At 42.0% G+C, this 19,119-nt stretch carries 18 protein-coding genes; 3 read left to right on the top strand and 15 right to left on the bottom strand.

Annotation, left to right across the window (positions count from 1 at the left end; translation table 11 throughout):
• Positions 1 to 30 precede the first annotated feature (30 nt).
• The 4 genes from DESOR_RS14765 to pylB form a co-directional block, all read right to left on the bottom strand.
• The gene (locus DESOR_RS14765) at positions 31 to 1,068 is read right to left on the bottom strand and encodes an inorganic phosphate transporter (protein WP_014185387.1); all 1,038 of its coding nucleotides are present in this window, start codon (positions 1,066 to 1,068) and stop codon (positions 31 to 33) included.
• 78 nt (positions 1,069 to 1,146) lie between these two features.
• Positions 1,147 to 1,584: a universal stress protein gene (locus DESOR_RS14760; protein ID WP_014185386.1), complete on the bottom strand. Its 438-nt coding sequence runs from the start codon at positions 1,582 to 1,584 to the stop codon at positions 1,147 to 1,149.
• A 347-nt stretch (positions 1,585 to 1,931) separates the two neighbouring features.
• Positions 1,932 to 2,258 carry a pyrrolysine--tRNA(Pyl) ligase small subunit gene (pylSn, locus tag DESOR_RS14755; RefSeq protein ID WP_014185385.1) on the bottom strand — a complete coding sequence of 109 codons (327 nt, stop codon included), beginning with the start codon at positions 2,256 to 2,258 and terminating at the stop codon, positions 1,932 to 1,934.
• A gap of 24 nt (positions 2,259 to 2,282) precedes the next feature.
• The gene (gene pylB, locus DESOR_RS14750) at positions 2,283 to 3,377 is read right to left on the bottom strand and encodes a methylornithine synthase PylB (protein ID WP_014185384.1); all 1,095 of its coding nucleotides are present in this window, start codon (positions 3,375 to 3,377) and stop codon (positions 2,283 to 2,285) included.
• Between the two features lie 312 nt (positions 3,378 to 3,689).
• Here pylB and DESOR_RS14745 point away from each other — a divergent pair, with 312 nt between their 5' ends.
• The gene (locus tag DESOR_RS14745; protein WP_014185383.1) at positions 3,690 to 5,180 is read left to right on the top strand and encodes a sigma-54 interaction domain-containing protein; all 1,491 of its coding nucleotides are present in this window, start codon (positions 3,690 to 3,692) and stop codon (positions 5,178 to 5,180) included.
• A gap of 340 nt (positions 5,181 to 5,520) precedes the next feature.
• Here the strand turns inward: DESOR_RS14745 and pylC are convergent, their stop codons facing one another.
• From pylC to DESOR_RS14690, 11 genes are all read right to left on the bottom strand, one after another.
• On the bottom strand, positions 5,521 to 6,729 hold the full coding sequence (pylC, locus tag DESOR_RS14740; RefSeq protein ID WP_014185382.1) for a 3-methylornithine--L-lysine ligase PylC: 1,209 nt from the start codon (positions 6,727 to 6,729) through the stop codon (positions 5,521 to 5,523).
• A gap of 54 nt (positions 6,730 to 6,783) precedes the next feature.
• Positions 6,784 to 7,791: a helix-turn-helix domain-containing protein gene (locus tag DESOR_RS14735; RefSeq protein WP_014185381.1), complete on the bottom strand. Its 1,008-nt coding sequence runs from the start codon at positions 7,789 to 7,791 to the stop codon at positions 6,784 to 6,786.
• A 35-nt stretch (positions 7,792 to 7,826) separates the two neighbouring features.
• Positions 7,827 to 8,114 carry a hypothetical protein gene (locus tag DESOR_RS30320; protein WP_345788345.1) on the bottom strand — a complete coding sequence of 96 codons (288 nt, stop codon included), beginning with the start codon at positions 8,112 to 8,114 and terminating at the stop codon, positions 7,827 to 7,829.
• 9 nt (positions 8,115 to 8,123) lie between these two features.
• Entirely contained in the window at positions 8,124 to 8,306 is a 183-nt protein-coding gene (locus DESOR_RS30315; RefSeq protein ID WP_042331255.1) for a hypothetical protein, read from the bottom strand.
• A 445-nt stretch (positions 8,307 to 8,751) separates the two neighbouring features.
• A complete protein-coding gene (locus DESOR_RS14720; protein ID WP_014185380.1) occupies positions 8,752 to 9,594 on the bottom strand; it encodes a class I SAM-dependent methyltransferase in 843 nt (280 codons plus the stop codon).
• Positions 9,595 to 9,788: 194 nt separating this feature from the next.
• A complete protein-coding gene (locus DESOR_RS14715; protein ID WP_014185379.1) occupies positions 9,789 to 10,205 on the bottom strand; it encodes a MaoC family dehydratase in 417 nt (138 codons plus the stop codon).
• A gap of 20 nt (positions 10,206 to 10,225) precedes the next feature.
• Positions 10,226 to 11,617, bottom strand: coding sequence for a GntP family permease (locus DESOR_RS14710; RefSeq protein ID WP_014185378.1), 1,392 nt, complete (start codon positions 11,615 to 11,617; stop codon positions 10,226 to 10,228).
• A gap of 29 nt (positions 11,618 to 11,646) precedes the next feature.
• Positions 11,647 to 12,825 (bottom strand): acetyl-CoA C-acetyltransferase, encoded by a 1,179-nt coding sequence (locus tag DESOR_RS14705; RefSeq protein ID WP_014185377.1) that lies wholly within the window; start codon positions 12,823 to 12,825, stop codon positions 11,647 to 11,649.
• Between the two features lie 77 nt (positions 12,826 to 12,902).
• Positions 12,903 to 13,649 (bottom strand): SDR family NAD(P)-dependent oxidoreductase, encoded by a 747-nt coding sequence (locus DESOR_RS14700; protein ID WP_014185376.1) that lies wholly within the window; start codon positions 13,647 to 13,649, stop codon positions 12,903 to 12,905.
• On the bottom strand, positions 13,646 to 15,220 hold the full coding sequence (locus tag DESOR_RS14695; protein ID WP_014185375.1) for an acyl CoA:acetate/3-ketoacid CoA transferase: 1,575 nt from the start codon (positions 15,218 to 15,220) through the stop codon (positions 13,646 to 13,648). Before DESOR_RS14695 ends, DESOR_RS14700 begins: the two co-directional genes overlap by 4 nt.
• Before the next feature lie 338 nt (positions 15,221 to 15,558).
• On the bottom strand, positions 15,559 to 16,956 hold the full coding sequence (locus DESOR_RS14690; protein WP_014185374.1) for a sigma-54 interaction domain-containing protein: 1,398 nt from the start codon (positions 16,954 to 16,956) through the stop codon (positions 15,559 to 15,561).
• 190 nt (positions 16,957 to 17,146) lie between these two features.
• On the opposite strand from DESOR_RS14690, the gene DESOR_RS14685 reads away from it, so the two are divergent.
• Together DESOR_RS14685 and DESOR_RS14680 are read left to right on the top strand one after the other, a co-directional pair.
• A complete protein-coding gene (locus tag DESOR_RS14685) occupies positions 17,147 to 18,286 on the top strand; it encodes an acyl-CoA dehydrogenase (RefSeq protein WP_014185373.1) in 1,140 nt (379 codons plus the stop codon).
• Positions 18,287 to 18,300: 14 nt separating this feature from the next.
• On the top strand, positions 18,301 to 19,113 hold the full coding sequence (locus DESOR_RS14680; protein WP_014185372.1) for an electron transfer flavoprotein subunit beta/FixA family protein: 813 nt from the start codon (positions 18,301 to 18,303) through the stop codon (positions 19,111 to 19,113).
• Positions 19,114 to 19,119: the final 6 nt, after the last annotated feature.

Here is a 19,119-nt window from a genome sequence, read left to right as displayed (position 1 = left end):
AAACTTCTCCCTTGTTCTATTCCCGGCGCCTTACCCAATCCCTTGCAGAAGTAAATAGAAAATAGCAGCTGAAATAGCGGACGCCGGTATGGTGATGCACCAAGCAATCAGAATCTCTTTGCCGATATTCCAATTGACCATCCGGTATTCATCGGCGGCGCCAACCCCCACTACGCTGCCAACCACCACATGGGTGGTGGAAACAGGCGCACCGAGCAATGTGGCTAAAATAAGGCTCCCCCCCGAGGATAACTGGGAATTCAGACTATGGAGCGGGCGAATCGTGTAAATTCCTCTCCCGATAGTCCGCATGATCGGCCATCCTCCCAGAAGTGTGCCCGCAAACATAAGCGCTCCGGCCAAAGCCTTAATCAGGATGACATTAGACAGTCCGTTCAAAAATCCGGCAGAAGACATTGCCAAGACGATAATCCCGACGGTTTTTTGGGTGTCGTTGGCGCCATGACTGTAAGCCAATAATGCGGCGATAATCCATTGAATCCTTTTCAGCCAGGTATTCAACGTATATTTGGCATTTCTGAACAGGATTTTGGTTAAGCGCTGAAGGATGAAAGCCGTGATAAACCCCAAAAGGGGCGAAAACATCAATCCTGCCAGGATTTTCATCATTCCGGTCAGCTGATGACCGGAAGTTATCAGCTCATGCCAGCCCCATAAAACGGAATCTGCACCCCGGGCTGTCCAGACCGCTCCAATTAATCCCCCGACTAAAGCGTGTGTGGAACTGGATGGGAAGCCGAGCTTCCAGGTGATAATATTCCATGCTACCGCTCCCATCATGGCTGCCAACAGCGCCATGAGCAGCGTGTTATCCGCCGGTACATTGACGATTCCCGAAACAGTATTGGCTACTGCGCTGCCACCAGTCACAGCTCCGGCGAACCCGCAGACCGCCGCCATTAGGATCGCCTGAACCGGACTGGCGGCCCCGCACGTAATCAATGTCGCCACAACCGAACTGGCGTCATGCAGCCCGTTGGTCAAGGTGAAAAACAAATTTATGACAATTACTAGGATAAAAAGCAAATCGATGGCGGAGATTTTCATAGTTCCCTCATGCCGCTTAAGGCAATTAACTCCATGTGAATATCCTTCCCATTACAATTTAAATATCCGGAGCCGTTATTACTTAACGATAAGTACAGGACAAGTGGCATCGGCAAGAACTCGCTGGGTTACGCTTCCGATTAAAGCGCCGGCAAGCGGGCCGTGGCCACTGGTTCCCATGACAACAAGATCAATTCCTTCTTTGATTTCATCAAGAATTACAGTTGCAGGATAACCCTCTGAAATTTCTTTCTCGATGGAAACTTTGCTTATATCATTTCCAACCAGTGTCTTTTCCATGATAGTGTTGCCGATTTCATTAATTTGTTCTTCCGTCAAAGAAAAACTATAGATTTCTGCACTTACAGTCATACTCGAAATTGGTTGATGTACAACATGGATCAGTTTGATTTTTGATTGATACTGTTCAGCATATTGAAGCGCGGCGGCTAGGGCATGCTTTGAATATTCAGAACCGTCAGTAGGGACCAGTATTTTGTTGATCACTTTTAGCATTTTTGTTCCTCCTTTTTTCTGATAGCTTAGTAACTGACTTAAAAGAAACAAGAAAAGTTATTTATAATAGTTCTAATATATACCTTAAAATACTAGTCCGCAATATAAAAAAACTATTTTACTTCAAGAACTGAAAGTAAGTGTAAGCATAGAAATAGCAGCAGTGGCCGCATACGATAATCAACCTCGAGCATAAACAATTTTCCTCATACATCTTTAAGCTCATAATGCCCATATCATCATAATCGTTTTTGGTAATATAAATTAGCTCAGTTGACTCTTTGCACGTTTGAGAGAATTCACCAAAATTGCGCTTATATGGATTGAGCGGACTAATAGTTATTAAATTATAGATGTGCTCCATAATGTTGATTCATCACCGTCGATGTATACTTCTGGATCTTCCATTCCGGGACCTTACATATCGGGCAAACACTTATATACCATTTATTCCTCAGCCAACGGGCTGCCCGGCTATGCCTAGAATTGTAGATAATAAAGCGCCGGTTACAGTGAGTTACAATCTCTGCCCTATCCCCTCTCCGGGTCATAGACTTGATTCCATGCAATTTACCGCTACGGGAAGGCCATAGTTTAATTTTTTCTACTAAATTACAGAAATCTACGTTTTTGCGATAATACCTTTTCTTTTCTCTAAGGGCCGCTTGGGACATTTGATCCCCACCTCCTTAAAATAGTTATCTATGCACACCTTTCACCGGGGAAGGGATGTGGGCTTTACGAAAGTTCACCCAGGCTTGATAGCTTCCGGCTGTTGCAGCTTCCAGCCTGTTGGCCTTCAGAACTGGGAGCACCTTCTCCATCGACCGGTTTCCGTCATCAATATCCAGAGTACTTTGAGATACTCCGGCCATACCCACCGCAGGCGGAATGATTGATGTGATCACGTTTGCTCCGGAATTCAGCCGTTGTTCCAACCCCTTTAAACCATCCACATCCAGAGATGCAGGAATCAAGCGATCGGGCATAACCATACGCATGACAGCAATGATCAGCAACTCGCGAAAAGGAGAATTGGTTTTCCAATTTGCCAGGGGTGTATTTTTCTGAGGAACAAAACTCATAACCCGAACTTGGTCCGCTCCCATTCTTGTCATAGTCAGAATAGAATCTGCCATATCTTCATTGGTATCACCAACTCCGGCCAGGAATCCTTCTTCGATTAGGTACCCCATTTCTTTAGCCTGGATCTTTCGGTTCATCCGTTCATCATAACTCTGCTCAATTCGTAATCCCTGATAAAGGGTCTTATTGTGAGTTTCCTGATAACATGCATACCAGTCGGCACCGGCTTCTTTGAATTTCCGAAGAACCTCCGGAGAAACGACCCCCGGAGAAATCATAATCGGTGTTTTGGTTTCTTTTTTTAGCTCTTTAACCATTTCCAAAAGATCATCGAATCCATGAATTGAATGATAATACAGGGGATCCTCCCCCATTGTCAGGTCTAAAAGGTGCACTCCGGAATTAACCAAACATTGTGCAGCCGTCACGATTTCTTCCCTGGTTTTTCTATAACGAGGATAATTTCTATTGGATTTTCGGTAGAGACAAAAGGTACAATCGTTCCGACAGTATGTAGAAAAATATACAAAGCCATAAAAGAATACTTTATTCTCAAAATACCGTTCACGAAGCTCCCTGGCTACTTGTGAAACTTTACCTAATTCCTTTTCTGAGGTTATATCTAATAATCTCAAGATTTCCTCACGGCTAAGGGAAATTTCCTGTCTCGCCTTGTCGAGAATCCCGTCTATATTAAAATCCTGCATTATAGCTGCCCCCTTGCTTCGTCTGATGGTTTATGCTCATTATGTTTTGTCTCATTTACTTGTCAACTCATGACATCATTCATTTGTCAAATTTCGACATAAACATTGAACACTTTCTCCTTTCCGTCTAATATTAATTCTGCTGACAGGTAATTAATTGAAACATTTGGCAAAATAGTCGAAGGAAATAAAATTATGTCGCAATATTCAGGCTTGTTGGAATAAGGTAATCTCTATATAATTTTTAACAAGCAAGTTTTATGCCAATGAAAAAGCCACAATCTAAAAAACTTGGTTTTGGAGGATTTTTCAGTGAATAAGACAGTTGATGATATGATCGAAAAACTTCAAAAGGAAAACGAAGAATTAAAGAAAGAGAATGAGTTGCTAAAAACCGTTATTGATAGGATTCATGAAGCTGTATATATAGTTGATCAAAAAGATGAAATCATTTTGTATAATACCGAATCAGAAAAAATGGAAGGTCTCGATAGAAAAGATCTTTTAGGGAAAAAGGAAGAGGATGTATTTGCCCAGCCTTACTACTTTTCGGAGGAAGTAACCAAAAAGATTCTCAAGACGGGGAAGTCCCTGATTAACCAGCCCTATTGGTATAACTTAAATGACGGCAGAAAAACTAATATGATTTTTAGTGCCTATCCTTTTTATTACAAGGGTCAAATCACAGCAGTTTACGTTATTTTTCGCAATATGAATCAGCTCAGTGATTTTATAGCAATTACTTTAGAGATGCAGAAGAAATTTTTCAAAATGGAGCTTAGTCAGGATGGAGCTGTGTATCTCCTCGACGATATCATAAGCATCAACAGCAAGATGAAAAAGATTAAAGCAGAAGCACGAAAAATAGCTCGTCGTAACTCTCCAGTGATCATCGTAGGGGAAACCGGTACAGGCAAAGAACTATTTGCTCAGGGGATTCATAATGCCAGTCTGTATTCGAGAGGTCCCTTTGTCCCTATAAATTGTGCCGCTATTCCAGATACACTTTTGGAAAGCCTGCTCTTCGGAACGGTTAAAGGTGCTTTTACTGGTGCAGCCGATATGCCCGGCCTATTTGAACAAGCCGAAGAAGGAACTATTTTCTTGGATGAAATTAATTCCATGTCCTTGTCCCTGCAGGCTAAACTGCTCAGAGTACTCCAGGAAAAATCAGTGCGCAGACTTGGCAGCAAAGATCGGATACCCCTTCATTGCAGAGTTATAAGTGCTGCAAATATGGATCCAATTGAGGCGGTTAAAGAACAAATCATGCGCTCCGACTTATACTTCCGTTTGGCTACCATTACCCTGAATATTCCTCCCCTGAGGGAGAGAAAAGAAGATATTGAAGTATTGGCCAGGCATTTTATTAAAAAATACAATCATCAATTTGGCCTGTTCGTTAAGGATATTTCGGAGGAAGTGATTAGTTTCTTCGAACAATATGACTGGCCGGGCAATGTTCGGGAATTAGAAAACTTTATTGAAGGTGCAATGAATTTTATTCATAGCAAAGAAAAGATGCTGCAGCTGGATCATGTACCTGAATACTTTGAAGAAAGACTTTTTCTTCTTAAGCTTAAGAAAGACCCTCAAAATAATACAGACTATCAATATCATAAAAAAGCAATTCATAATGGAACGCTTCAGGATGCTTTGTTGGAAACCGAAAAAACTATCATCGAGAGCACCCTAATGCGCAATAAAGGGAATATTAGCCGATCCGCCAAAGTACTGGGGATATCCCGGCAGAATTTACATTATAAACTTAAAGCCTTGGGAATTACGAATAAAGAATTATAGTCCTTCATGTTCTTCGGCAATTTTGATGGCTTGGGGAACTGATAGCTTATCAGCTATAAAAATTTAAAGTGACTTCTCTGTTTAGCCGGTATTAAAATTAAGAGGACATCATCCGAACTGTAATCATGAATTTACAGTTCGGATGATGTCCTCTTAAAAAACAGTTACACATTTAATTCACTACTCCATCCAGATAGGTTAAGCTTCTGGGCCCTCAGACATAAAAATGGCGAGGAGTACGGGAGTTTCACCCGCCTGCACGAATTTAGAGTCCGTGTGATCAATTCGATCTACCCCCCATGTTGTTTTTAGATTACCATTAATTCCAATCTCGTGCAAGCTAAATACCTTTTAACCGCAATATGCGGGAAGGGCGGGGGAGCTTATCATCCCTGCTGCAAGCATAGACAGACCGATCAAAGAATTTCTCTATCCCCCACGCGTCTTTGATCGCCTGGATGACAATTTGCCTTTTTAACCAAGCTTCTTCGATGTTCACCCCGGTGATAATCAGTGCAGCCACCCAATCCGTTTTACCTGGAATATAGTTCGAGATTGCTTCATCTGCTCCATAAAAATCCGGATATAAATAAAGGGGACCGGCTTCAGCCATAATGTGTTCGCCACAGATCTCAAGTTTATCATTTATTATATGGATGTGTTCGAGAATCACGCTTTTTTTCACGGATACATCAAACTCTTGCCAGGGCTCACCTAGTATAAATGCCTGACCGATTATCTCCAGCATATTGATCCCGGTGGTATGATACACTGAGATTGGAGTTTGGCTGGGCAGGCGAGCGTCAATTTCAAGAACCTTTAACTTTCCTTGATGAAGAATAGTTTCAACATCCATGATTCCTTCAAGATTCAGATTTCGGGCTAACTTTAGTGCGACGGATTCAAATTCTGCCCTAAGCTCTTCCGGCAAAACAGCTGAACCCACCACCCGTTTACAATCATAGCTTTCGTCCATGTACAGTTCCGTGACTTGAAGAACTTTATAAATACCTGAAAATCCTATAACTTCCAACGAATAAGACGGCCCTTCTAAGTACTCCTCTAATACCCAATCCTTCAAACCATTTGCAAATAATTCCTCGAACTCTTGAGGATTATTAATTTTGTAAACCCCTTCGCTTCCACTGGCACCTGAAGGTTTCACAATGATTGGAAAACCACATTCCGGCCACGGTACAGGAGCGGGAATTCCTATTTTAGCAAACATTCGGTTAGAGTCGATTTTTGAAGAAGAGATAGCATAAGCATCCTTATCAAATAATAAAGGAGTCCTGGTAAATCGTGCACTTCGTACCAGACTAGCTAATGCTTCTTGATTCTCAAGAGCAGGAATAATCAGATCAACACCTTTAAGGATTGGCAGCCACTCCAAAATTTTTGTAACGTCGAGCAAATAAAATTCATCACAAAGCACCGCTGCAGGAACTTCCGATGTTTTATCAATGAGAAGAACTTCCCATCCGGCTTTCTTGGCCAGATAAGTTGCTTCAACTCCCTGCAGTTTTCCGCCTACTATTGCAACCCGCATATCAACACACCCTTCGTCTCTCCAGCACTTTCCAGTGGCTGTAATTACATTTGGTTAAAAAGCATATTGTCTGTATCTACTTGGAGTAATTCCCTCAATTTTTTTGAAAACTCTTGCGAAATAGGTAGGATCTTCAAAACCACTCTCTTTAGCTACCTGTGTAACATTATATTGAGAGCTTTTTAACATCATTTTAGCGTTTTCTATTCGTACCTGAGTAATGTATTCCGATATTGTACAGCCAAGATTCTGTTTAAAAAGCCGACTGATATAACAGGGACTTAGATAAACTGCCTGGGCTATATTTTCAATGGTTATCTTTTTGCGGAAATTAATTTTTATAAACTCTGCGGCTTTCTGAATTTCCTTGAAATTCTTTTGATATTTATTAAAATCAGGCAGATTCATATAGGTTTCCAACATCTCTTTAGTCCGGGCGCAAATTTCTTTAGTTGTAGTTATTTCAAGCAACTCCTTATAAAATGAGGAATTTTGCTGTAAGATCACATTTAAATCGGCTCCTCTGTTTACAGCAGCTCTGGAGATCATAACGACCAGTTCAATAACTCTGGTTTTAAAAGTATCGAAGTGTTCATACTTGACTTCGGTAATATCAACTAATAATTGGTTCAGCAGCTGCTGAGCTGCTCGCTTTTCACCATTTCGTACCATCATTTTAAGCTCATATTCTTTATCCAAAGAGTTAATACTCATTGTTCTCGACTCAACGATACGCATGGCAACTTTGGAACGTTCGCGAGCCTGTAGTTCTTCAGCCAGTCTCGCCTGCCGATCTGTGCAGTCCTTAATTTGGGTGCAGACCTTTATACCATTACACTTTTTTATTCCTATACTTTCCTCCCTAATCGTTCGACGAAAGCTACAATCTTTTATCTCATGATCCGTAGAATTAAAAAGTGTATTCCCTTGAGTGTCAACGATTATGGTTTTTAACCCGGTAGATTTCGAAAACGAACAGAGCATTTTTTTCAATAGATTCCACTCCGCTAGGTTCTCAATCCCTTGTAATTCATTTTCAAAAGTAATATTTGTTTGAATCACCTTCTTACCTCCAAAGAAACTTCTTTCAACTCCATCTAACCCTTTTCCGTAATTCCTTTAAGGATTTCATAGATCATTGTCGCTACACCCAATTGAAGCGGGTCATGGATTAACCGGGGTTGGATTTGATCTAACTCCTCAATAGGAATCCCTAAGGGTAATCCTGGAGCTGCAATAAATCGATCATCGTCGGCCATAAAAATGATTTCGGCCTCATTCTCTAATGCTTCAGCAAACCCCTTCACATCAGAAGAAGAAGGAAGAAAAGTTCTCATACCAAGAAATTTTAGTATTCCTGCAACAGTTTCAGAAAATCCTTTGATTATTCCTGATCAGCAGGTCATGGGTAATATGGCAATAAGTCCTGGATCGTCGAATAGGTCTGTTGGATTCATTCCAACAGCATGGGCGGCAATATCTATAATAGTATGACCGGTTTTATTTGCTAACTCTTCGTTATATTCTTTCATTTGTTCTGTGATACGATATATATCGTTTGCTTGGAGACGAGTCATTGCCAATCAGCCCCCATTTTGGATGTTGTTTGCCTTGCAGCTTTCCATTTAATAAACTGCCCCAATTGAGCATCGTTCCCCTATTATAATGAAACAGATCTTAGGCGTGAGTTGATACCATTATGAGTAGCAAAAAGCATGCCAAAACAAAAACATCACCAAAATGCCTGTTCAGTGGCATTTTGGTGTTAAAGATCATGATAAGAGGCTATCCATGTCAGAATTTGCTACACTAAGTTTTCGTATTTTGTCAAAACTGTAACAATATTTTTACATAATAAATAAAATTCAGTGAAAAATGTAATGGAATCATTACACTCCCTAGCTGTTTTTCTTTTAATGCATCATTAAGACCTACTTCCTTCATTGGTTTAGCTGCCAGTCCCATTTTGAAATGTGCATTGCAAAATGGGACTGGCAAGGAAGCTTCATTATGTATGGCATTCTAAGACTCAATCAACAGGAAATTCATTATCGGTATAATCTTTCCAAACACATTGCCATTCTCCAAAGTTAAAAACTCTATCTCCATATCAGTTGAATTAATGTGTTCAACAATGGCGTACCCATTTTCAGAAACAAAAGATTCGATTTTTCCAGTCTCTATCCCGAATTTTATTTCCTCTTCCTTGATTCCAGTTTTTATTAAGTCACTTTTGTTGGCTATTGTTTGAAAGTCAAAGCAGACTTTGCTCCCCGCAAGGGTGTTTTCTTTGATAGTTTTCAGCATTTCTATCACTGTCGTTTCGGGCAAATAGAAGGTAACGCCTTCCCAAATGATTAATGTCTTTTCTTGAGCATCGTATCCGCTTTCATAAATCTTCTTAAATAATTCTTCTTTTTCAAAATCTACTGGCACATAGGTTATATTCTTGCTTATCTCAATTCCGCACTTATGGAGCAACGAAATCTTATGATCTTGTGTTGGTTTAGCGTCAACTTCAAATATCTTTGTATTTCCGAGCAAAGCCTTTAATCTATATGGTCTACTATCATATCCTGCACCTAGAAATACTATTTGAACAGTATTATTTTTTACAGCTTCAAGAAGAACTCTATCTATATATTTAGTTCTTGAGATCACATATTCATAAAGGCCTTTTGGAATTAGTGCTTTTATTTTTTCTCGTTCGCTTTTTGCTATTAAAACTGATCGTCTATCTTCTGGTAAAAAATATTCTGCAATATTATCATTACTCCTAATTCGTTCTTCTTCCTCATAATTTGATAAGGCTCGCAAGGATGCCATTATCATTGCTGTTTCTGATACCCCTTCTCTCACTTTCATATACTTTTTCTCCTTTACTAAACTTCGTTCTTCCGCATAGCTAACGGAGGCTACATAACAAATGTTCTACAATTTACATACATTTCCTTTTTTATAGAACAAAATATTTCTGAATATAAAACACAACCAAAATGGGGAAGGCAGTTAAAGTCTACCTTCCCCGTGATACCTCTCTATTGAAGTTCAATTGTCTCTCAAGAGCATTTCTTAATAACTGCCGTACCGTTCACAACAACTTCTCCGTGTTGGTTAGTTACTGTAGTTTGAAGTATCAAAATCTGCTTTACTTCACGTTTCTCAATAATCGTAACCCTAGCCGTAACCGTATCCCCAATTCTTACGGGTGCGGTGAATTTAAGGTCTTGGCTGAGATAAATTGAATTCGGTCCGGGAAGCTGCGTTCCTAATACAGCGGATATAAAACCCGCCGAAAGGATACCGTGGACAATTCTTTCTTTAAATATCGTTTTTTTGGCAAATTCAGTATCAATATGAACCGGGTTATAATCCATAGTTAATCCGGCAAATGTCACAACATCTGCCTCTGTCACTGTTTTCGAAAGGCTTGCGCTGTCACCGACTTTAATATCTGCAAATGCTAGTTCATTCATTTTGCTGCACTTCCTGTAAATTAATGGAATATTGTGGTAAATCCAATTAAAACAAACACTGTACTTGCCTTAATTAAGGTAATGGCAAAGATGTCTTTATAGGATTGCTTATGGGTCAAGCCGCTAATCGCTAAGAGGGTAATTACCGCACCATTATGCGGCAAGGTATCCATCCCACCGGAAGCCATGGAGGCAACCCGGTGCAGGAGTTCCGGACTCACGTTGGTTTTTTGGGCCCAGGCCAGATAGTTTTTGCCAAAAGTATCAAGCGCTATGCTCATTCCGCCTGAAGCAGAACCGGTTACCCCGGCCAAAGTATTGACCGTTACCGCTTCGGACAACAACGGGCTGCCACCACTATTGATGTTGGTGAGGGCATGGGCAATGGATTGGAAACCAGGTAAGGATTTAATGACGTTGCCATATCCGACTTCGGACGCAGTATTCATGACTGCGAGCAAAGAGCCAATAGCACCGGCATTAATTGCCTTGGCAACATTCCCATTAATCCTCTTAGGATTAAGCACCATAGCAATGAATGTGCCCGCAGCTAAACCAATAATTAAAGCCCAGTTGTTCATAGTTCCGACTATGCCTGCTTTAGAAATATTATAGGGAGCTTGTGTGACCCATGAAGCAATATTCCATTGAGGAAAAACAAGTTTTTGTAGTAGTAATGTAACAACAAGTACGGCAATTAGAGGTACTGTAGCCAACCAAGCGTTTGGCAGGTTTTTGTCTTCAACCAGTTCAGGCTCATTTGAATGATTATGGCCATATCCTTCACCGGCCGCCTGGGCTTTCCGTTTACGCCATTCCAGATAAAGGATGCCAACCACAAAGATGATAATCGCACCTGTAGTTCCAAACACAGGGGCAGCATATAAATCCGTATTAAAAAATTTCATTGGGATTGTATTTTGGATCTGCGGAGTTCCTGGCAGAGCATCCATAGTAAACGTAAAGGCTCCTAAGGCAATCGTTGCCGGGATTAGACGTTTGGGAATATCCGCTTCTTTAAAAATTGAAGCAGCAAATGGATAAACAGCAAAGGCAACAACAAAAAGACTAACCCCGCCGTAGGTAAGAATTGCGCATGCCAAAACGACTGAGAGCATAGCTTGTTTTTTGCCAAGCTTCTGTACTATGGCTTTAGCAATGGCTTTCGCTGCTCCGGATTCCTCCATCGCTTTGCCGAACACTGCTCCAAGAAGGAAGAAGGGGAAATAGACTTTTAAATAACTGGCCATGTTGGGGAGAAACACTTCCGTGTAAGTTGGCATAATGGCCATTCCCGACAGAACTGCTGCGAGGAGGGCGAACACCGGGGCGAAGAAGATAACGGAATATCCTTTATAAGCCATGAACATCAGGAGTCCCAAGCTAAGCAAAATTCCTAGTACTGCTAACATATTAATCCCCCTTCATTTAAAATCTTTTATTATCTTTGTACTATAATAGCTATACCTTGACCGCCGCCAATGCACAGTGTTGCCAAGCCGCGTTTGACCTGCTGCTTTTTCATTTCATGAAGTAATGTGACCAACACTCGTGTTCCTGAAGCACCAATAGGATGTCCTAACGCAATAGCTCCGCCATTGATGTTGGTTTTGCCGGCATCAAGTTGTAGTTCCCTGGCCACACTTAAAGTTTGAGATGCAAAGGCCTCATTGGCTTCAACAAGATCGATGTCTTCAATCTTAAGGTTAGCCTTTGCTAACGCTTTTCGCGAAGCAGGAATTGGGCCGGTTCCCATAATCAGCGGGTCCACTCCGGCGGAGGCCCACGAAGTAATAGCTGCCAGCGGAGTTAAACCAAGTTCCTCTGCCTTTTCCATAGACATGACTACGACAGCCGCTGCACCGTCATTGATTCCGGAAGCATTTCCCGCTGTCACGGTACCATCCTTTTTAAATGCCGGCCTCAATTTAGCTAACCCATCATAGCTAGCACCGAAACGAGGAAATTCGTCTTGATTAACCAGGATTGTCTCGCCCTTACGCTGCGGGACAGGGACCGTGACGATTTCATCTGCAAATTTTCCCGACATAATTGCAGTTTCGGCTCGGTTTTGGCTGGAAACTGCATACTTGTCCTGGTCTTCACGGGAAATACCATATTGTTCAGCAATATTTTCTGCGGTAACCCCCATATGGATATTATGGAAGGCATCCGTCAAACCATCATTGATCATAGTATCAACTACTGTATTATTACCCATGCGATAACCGCTCCGGGCTTTAGGCAAGGCATAACTCGCCTGGGACATGCTTTCCATTCCACCGGCGACGATAATATCTGCATCGTTGCTCAGAATCGCCTGTGCCGCACAGATCACAGCTTTTAAGCCGGATCCGCAAACTTTACTTACTGTCCAGGCAGGAACTTCCTGGGGAACCCCTGATTTCATTGCAGCTTGACGAGCGGGATTTTGTCCTTGGGCTGCCGATAACACATTCCCCATAATCACTTCTTCGACTTGGTCAAGCTTAAGGCCGGCACGCATTATCGCTTCCTTGATGACAATAGCTCCAAGTTCAGCTGCGGGTATCTGAGCTAAAGCTCCTTCAAAATTGCCAATGGGTGTCCTTACAGCACTTACGATTACTGCTTGTCGCATAATTTTCCTCCTCATTACTAAAAACAAACTCAAAATAAGGTAATTTCCAGTCACCAGTGCTTATAAGCATCCCGTGCTTAAAAATGGAAACCACCGTTGATATCTAAGACAGAGCCTGTTACATAACCAGAAGAGTCCTCGGCAAGAAAGAGCACCGCTTCCGCTATCTCTTGAGGTTCGGCAAAACGCCCAACTGGAATTTTAGCAATAATTCCGTTAATGACATCTTCCGGATAATTCGTCATCATGGAGGTTTTAATATAGCCGGGAGCAACTGCATTGACTGTAATGCCTTTATTGGCATTTTCTGCAGCTGTTATTTTCGTTAGTCCAATCAATCCCGTCTTAGCCGTTGCGTAATATCCTGTTCCAGCTACACCGGTTCTGGCGGTTACTGAAGAAATATTGACAATCCGGCCATATTTTTGCTGGCGCATGGCAGGTAAAACTGTTTTGGTGCAGAGGAAAGGCCCGGTAAGATTGACTGCCATGACTGCGTCCCACTTCGTTTTATCCCCTTTATGGACTAAACCGTCCCGATTAATTCCTGCATTATTAACCAAAATGTCAATACGACCGAAGCGTTCCAAAACCTTCTTAGCCATCTCTTCAACTTCAGCTTCATTACTCACATCTGCAAGAAAAAGTTCTGCTTCTACGCCCAGTTCTCTCAATTCTGCAACCGTTTCAAGGGCTTGATTTTCATTGAAGCGAACATCATTGATTGCCAGTTTTGCTCCTTCACGGGCAAAGGTCATTGCTATGGCTTTTCCCAAACCTTGGCCGGCACCGGTTATCAAAGTAACGCGATCTTTGGTTCTCATTTTGCAACACACTCCACATACGTTTTTTCAGATTTCATTAAGCCAAGGCTAAAAATCCGGCCATCCATTTCTCTCAGTTCAGATGAGATTCCGGGACGGGGACTCATTAGCGCTAACACATCTTTTTCCACATCAATCCCCGGGGCAATTTCTTCAAGGACCAGACCTTCTTCACTCAGTGAGAATACAGCCCGTTCAGTAATATAGATTACTTTCTTGCCATTCTTCCTCGCATAATGACCGCTGAAGGTAATCTGTTCTACCGCTTCTATAAATTTCGGAATTTTCCCCTCTTTAATGATGTTTAGGTTACCCTCATTAACCTCTACTTCGAGTCCACCGGCAGTAAAAGTCCCACAGAATACTACTTTTTGGGCATTCTGGGTGATGTTGATAAACCCACCGGCACCGGCAATTCTCGGCCCAAACTTGCTGACATTGACATTACCTTGGGCGTCCGCTTGGGCCATTCCCAGAAATGCTATATCAAGCCCGCCGCCGTCATAAAAATCAAATTGGTACGGTTGATCGACAATACAATCCGGATTAAAGCTGGCACCAAAACTTAAGCCGCCTGCAGGAACCCCTCCGATTCCTCCAGATTCCAACGTCAGGATTAGTTCATCTAAGGTTCCCTCTTCAGCTGCGACGGCTGCTACCCCTTCAGGCATTCCAATACCCAGGTTTACGACAGCTCCAGGGCTAAGTTCCATATAAGCTCTGCGAGCAATAATTTTTCGTTCATCAAGAGGTATCGTTTCAAGTTGAGAGAGGGGTAAGCGCAGTTCTCCACTGTAAGCAGGGTTATATTGTTCTGCAAATGACTGCATATGCTTGTCAGGATTAGCTTTGACAATCACATCAACCAAAATTCCAGGAATGATCACTTCCCGGGGGTTCATAGTACCGCGCCGAACAACCCTTTCAACCTGTACAATAACAAGGCCCCCATTATTTTTTACTGCCTGAGCAATAGAAAGTACCTCCAAGGTTAAGGCTTCTTTCTCAAGAGATATATTTCCATCCTCATCAGACGTCGTACCCCGTAAAAGTGCAACTTCAATTGGAAAACTATGATAAAGCAAATAGTCTTTACCTTGGACCGGTAAAAGTTCAACTAAATTTTCTTGGGTAACTTTGTTTAATCTTCCCCCGCCCAAACGGGGATCGACAAAGGTATCCAACCCTACATGAGTCAAAGTTCCAGGTTTGCCTGCGGCGATATCCCGGAATAAGTGGGAAATTACACCTTGGGGAAAATTGTATGCTTCAATTTTTTCTTCAACTGCCATTTTTCCTAACTTAGGAGCTAAATTCCAATGACCGCCAATGACACGTTTCAGCAATCCCTCATGGGCTAGATGGTTTAACCCTTTGTCCCGCCCGTCTCCTTGCCCGGCAGCATAAACCAACGTTAAATTCCGTGGTTCACCCGTTTCCAGGAACCTCTTTTCCAATGCTTCGGTCAGTTCTTCCGGATGGCCAATCCCGACAAAACCATCAATTGCTACGGTACTGCCGTGTGGAATTAGCTCTACTGCCTTATCTGCTGACACAAACTGTTTTTTCACGTCCTATCTTCTCCTCCGTTTCTGCTTAGCCGCTTGGACATGATCAACATCAAGAAATTTGTAAAGAAGCCAAGGCTAGTACACCCCCCTTTTATTCCTCTATTATTCGTCAAATTTCTTGATGTTTGGAATTCGAATATTCTAAATAGCAAAAACCATGCCAAAAAAAAGAGAAACCTGTCGACTAGATAAATCAGCAGGTTTCCTAGTTTGCAATTCCGGAAATCCGGAAAAACATGAAAGCTTCCTTTTGTTTATATACATGGGCAAATACTGAATATATAGACTTCTAGCAGTTATTCCGCAATTCCGGACTGAATTTCCACAAATCTGGAATTTCAAAGTCCGTATCGGGACATTTTTTCATAAAAGCTAGATTTACTTAAACTTAAAAGACGGGCCGCTTCAATAACATTTCCTTTCGTAGTTTCGAGAGCTTTTTTGAGCATCTCACTTTCTTTTTTGGCAAGAGCCTCTTTTAACGTTACTATTGGAACTCCATCATGGTTCTCTATAAGGTAATCCGGCAAATGTCGAGGTAATATTTCATTACCATCGACCATATTTAATGCTCGTTCCAATACATTTTCTAATTCGCGGATATTCCCTGGCCAACTATGATTTAAGAGGATTTTTAAGGCATCCGAACTAACTTTTTTACGTCCGCAGCCAAGAACTGTTCCGAGCTTATCCAGAAAATGCTCAATTAATATTCCAATATCTTCAGGTCTATGGCGCAGCGCCGGTATTTCTAAACTAACAACGTTTAACCGATAAAAGAGATCCTGTCGAAACTTTCCATCACCAACAAGTCTTTCAAGTTCACAATTTGTGGCAGCAATGACACGGGTATTTATTTTAATTGTTTTCGTCCCGCCAACCCGTTCTACCTCTTTCTCCTGTAAAACACGTAAAAGCTTGACCTGCATGCTCAAGGGCATATCCCCTATCTCATCAAGAAAGATACTTCCGCCCTCCGCCTGCTCGAATTTCCCGATTTTGCCGCCTTTTTTGGCCCCTGTAAAAGCGCCTTCTTCATAACCAAATAATTCAGATTCCAATAAGTTTTCCGGTATAGCGGCACAATTTACTTTAATAAATGGCTTGGTAAAGAAAGGTGAGGAACTATGAATCGCGTGGGCGAAAAGTTCTTTACCTGTCCCGCTTTCTCCCCTAAGCAGCACTGTAGAACGGCTTGAGGCTGCTTTATTAACCATAACTTTCAAGTCAGAAATTGCTTTGCTTTTGCCAATAATATTTTTGATTGAGTAACGGGCCTGTGATTGCTGACGCCGCAATCTGCCTTTGTAATACTCCAGTTCTTGCTTTAAACGGCGAGTTTGCTCTTGTAACTGATCAATTTCTGAAACATCCCTAAAAAGTACTTTACCGACTGCACCAATAATTTTATTCCCCTCGCGGATAGGGATTCGGTCACAAATCATATCATGCCCCTTAATCCGTTGAACCTGCCGTATTTCAGGTTTTCCTGTTTTAACGACGATATGCAGCCGTGTATTTTCCACAACTTCTTCTACCGGACGGCCAATCATCTCTTCCCGCTTAACCCCTATAAAGTTTTCATAAGCTTCGTTAAAGGTTGTTACATAACCCTTCTCATCGACAATTACAATTCCCTCATAGGCAGTATCCAGGACGGTTGTTAAGATATTTTTCCACTTTTCCGTGTCTTTCAGTTTTTTTCGGACCTCTTCCAATTCGGTAACATTATACATAGTTCGTCCTCCTTGAAGATTTTGCGGCAAACGAGAAATTATCTCGAAACTCTTAATACGTCATTATACGACAAGTATTTACATATTCAAGCTTCAAAGTTCCTTACTCATGTTTGGCATAATTTTTGCATAAAGAAGTTTTTTGTCGAATAAGAGAATTGCCCGCAAGCAGAAGGGAGTATTTACCAAGATGGATTTAAATCTTACTCAATCACAAAAAATGATTCAGCAAATGGTTCGAACTTTTGCTCAGAACGAAGTTGCACCTGGAGCGGCTGAACGGGATACCACCGGCGAATTTCCTTGGGAAGTCGTTAAAAAAATGGCTCAATATAACTTACTCGGAATCCCCTTTCCTAGGAAGTATGAAGGCAGCGGTGCCGATACCCTTAGTTATATCATTGCCGTGGAAGAGCTATCCAGGGTTTGTGCAACCACAGGGGTTATTGTTTCCGCCCATACTTCTTTAGGCTCTCATCCGATTTATCAATTTGGTACTGAAGAACAAAAGGAGCTCTTTCTAATACCGCTGGCTCGTGGCGAAAAACTTGGCGGATTCGGGCTTACCGAGCCCAATGCCGGAACAGACGCGGGTTCTCTGCAGACAACGGCAATCCGCCAAAAAGATTACTATAGATTAAACGGCAGCAAAATCTTTATTACTAATGGTGGTATAGCTGACACTTACGTTGTCTTTGCCAAAACTTCTCCGGAGAGAGGGACTAAAAATATTGCCGCCTTTATCGTGGAAAAGGGTACACCAGGATTTTCATTTGGCAAAAAAGAAGACAAAATGGGAATTCGGGCATCATCGACCACAGAACTAATTTTTAATGACTGCCAAATCCCTGTGGAGAACCTTCTGGGGCAAGAAGGTGAAGGTTTTAAAATCGCCATGCAAACACTTGACGGCGGCCGTATAGGTATCGCTGCTCAAGCCCTGGGAATCGCTCAGGCTTGTCTGGACGCATCAGTTCGTTATGCTAAAGAACGTGAGCAATTTGGCAAACCTATTGGTTCTCTGCAGGCTATCCAATGGATGTTAGCAGATATGGCAACTCAGATTAAAGCCGCTCGTTTTTTGACGTATCAAGCTGCATGGTACAAAGATCAAAAGCGTCCCTTTTCAACTGAAGCTGCAATGGCCAAACTTTTTGCATCTGAAACAGCAATGCAGCAATCAATTAAGGCCGTTCAGATTCATGGCGGTTATGGCTATATCAAAGATTATCCTGTTGAACGTTTTATGCGTGATGCCAAAATCACAGAGCTTTACGAAGGAACTTCCGAAGTTCAACGTTTGGTTATTGCAGCAAATCTTTTGAAATAAGGAGATGAATAAATTTGCGTATTATTGTTTGCATAAAACAAGTCCCTGATACTCATGAAGTAAAAATCGATCCCAAAACCGGGACGCTCATTCGTTCCGGAGTACCAAGCATTATTAATCCGGAAGATCGTCATGCCTTAGAAACAGCTTTAATCCTAAAAGACCAGCATGGAGCAGAAGTAGTCGTTTTATCCATGGGCCCTCCACAAGCTGCAGATGCACTCCTGGAAGCACTTGCTATGGGAGCGGATCAAGCCATTCTGCTCAGCGACAGAGCATTTGCGGGAGCCGATACTGCGGCAACCTCCTATGCCTTAAGTCAGGCTATTGGAAAAATTGGTGATATTGACATGATTTTCGCAGGTCGCCAAGCCATCGATGGTGATACTGCACAGGTTGGGCCGCAAATCGCTGAACTCCTGTGTCTGCCCCAGGCGACATATGTTCAAAATGTTACCCTTCTTGATGACAAGACCTGTCGTGTTGAACGCGCCATCGAAGATGGCCACGAGATCGTTGACATCCAACTCCCCGCTCTGTTTACTGTTCTTAAAGCTCCTGATTCTCCGCGTTATCCTTCAATTCGGGGCATCATGCGTGCTAACGAGCAAGGGATTTTAATATGGGGCGCAGAGGATGTTAATGCGGATTACAATTATCTCGGTCTGAAAGGCTCTCCAACTCAGGTACGACGTACCTTTGTCCCTGAACAGAAGCGGACCTGTACAATACTTGAAGGCTCTAACACTGAAAAGTGCCAAAAACTTATTGAGTGCTTTAAAGAGTGCCAACTTCTCAATTTAGTTGTCTCAAATGCCGCTAAATAATAATTT

This window comes from Desulfosporosinus orientis DSM 765 (assembly GCF_000235605.1).
GTDB classification, from domain to species: Bacteria; Bacillota; Desulfitobacteriia; order Desulfitobacteriales; family Desulfitobacteriaceae; genus Desulfosporosinus; species Desulfosporosinus orientis.
The sequence above is the reverse complement of the archived record's forward strand: the minus strand, read 5'-3'. Positions and strand labels throughout refer to the sequence as shown.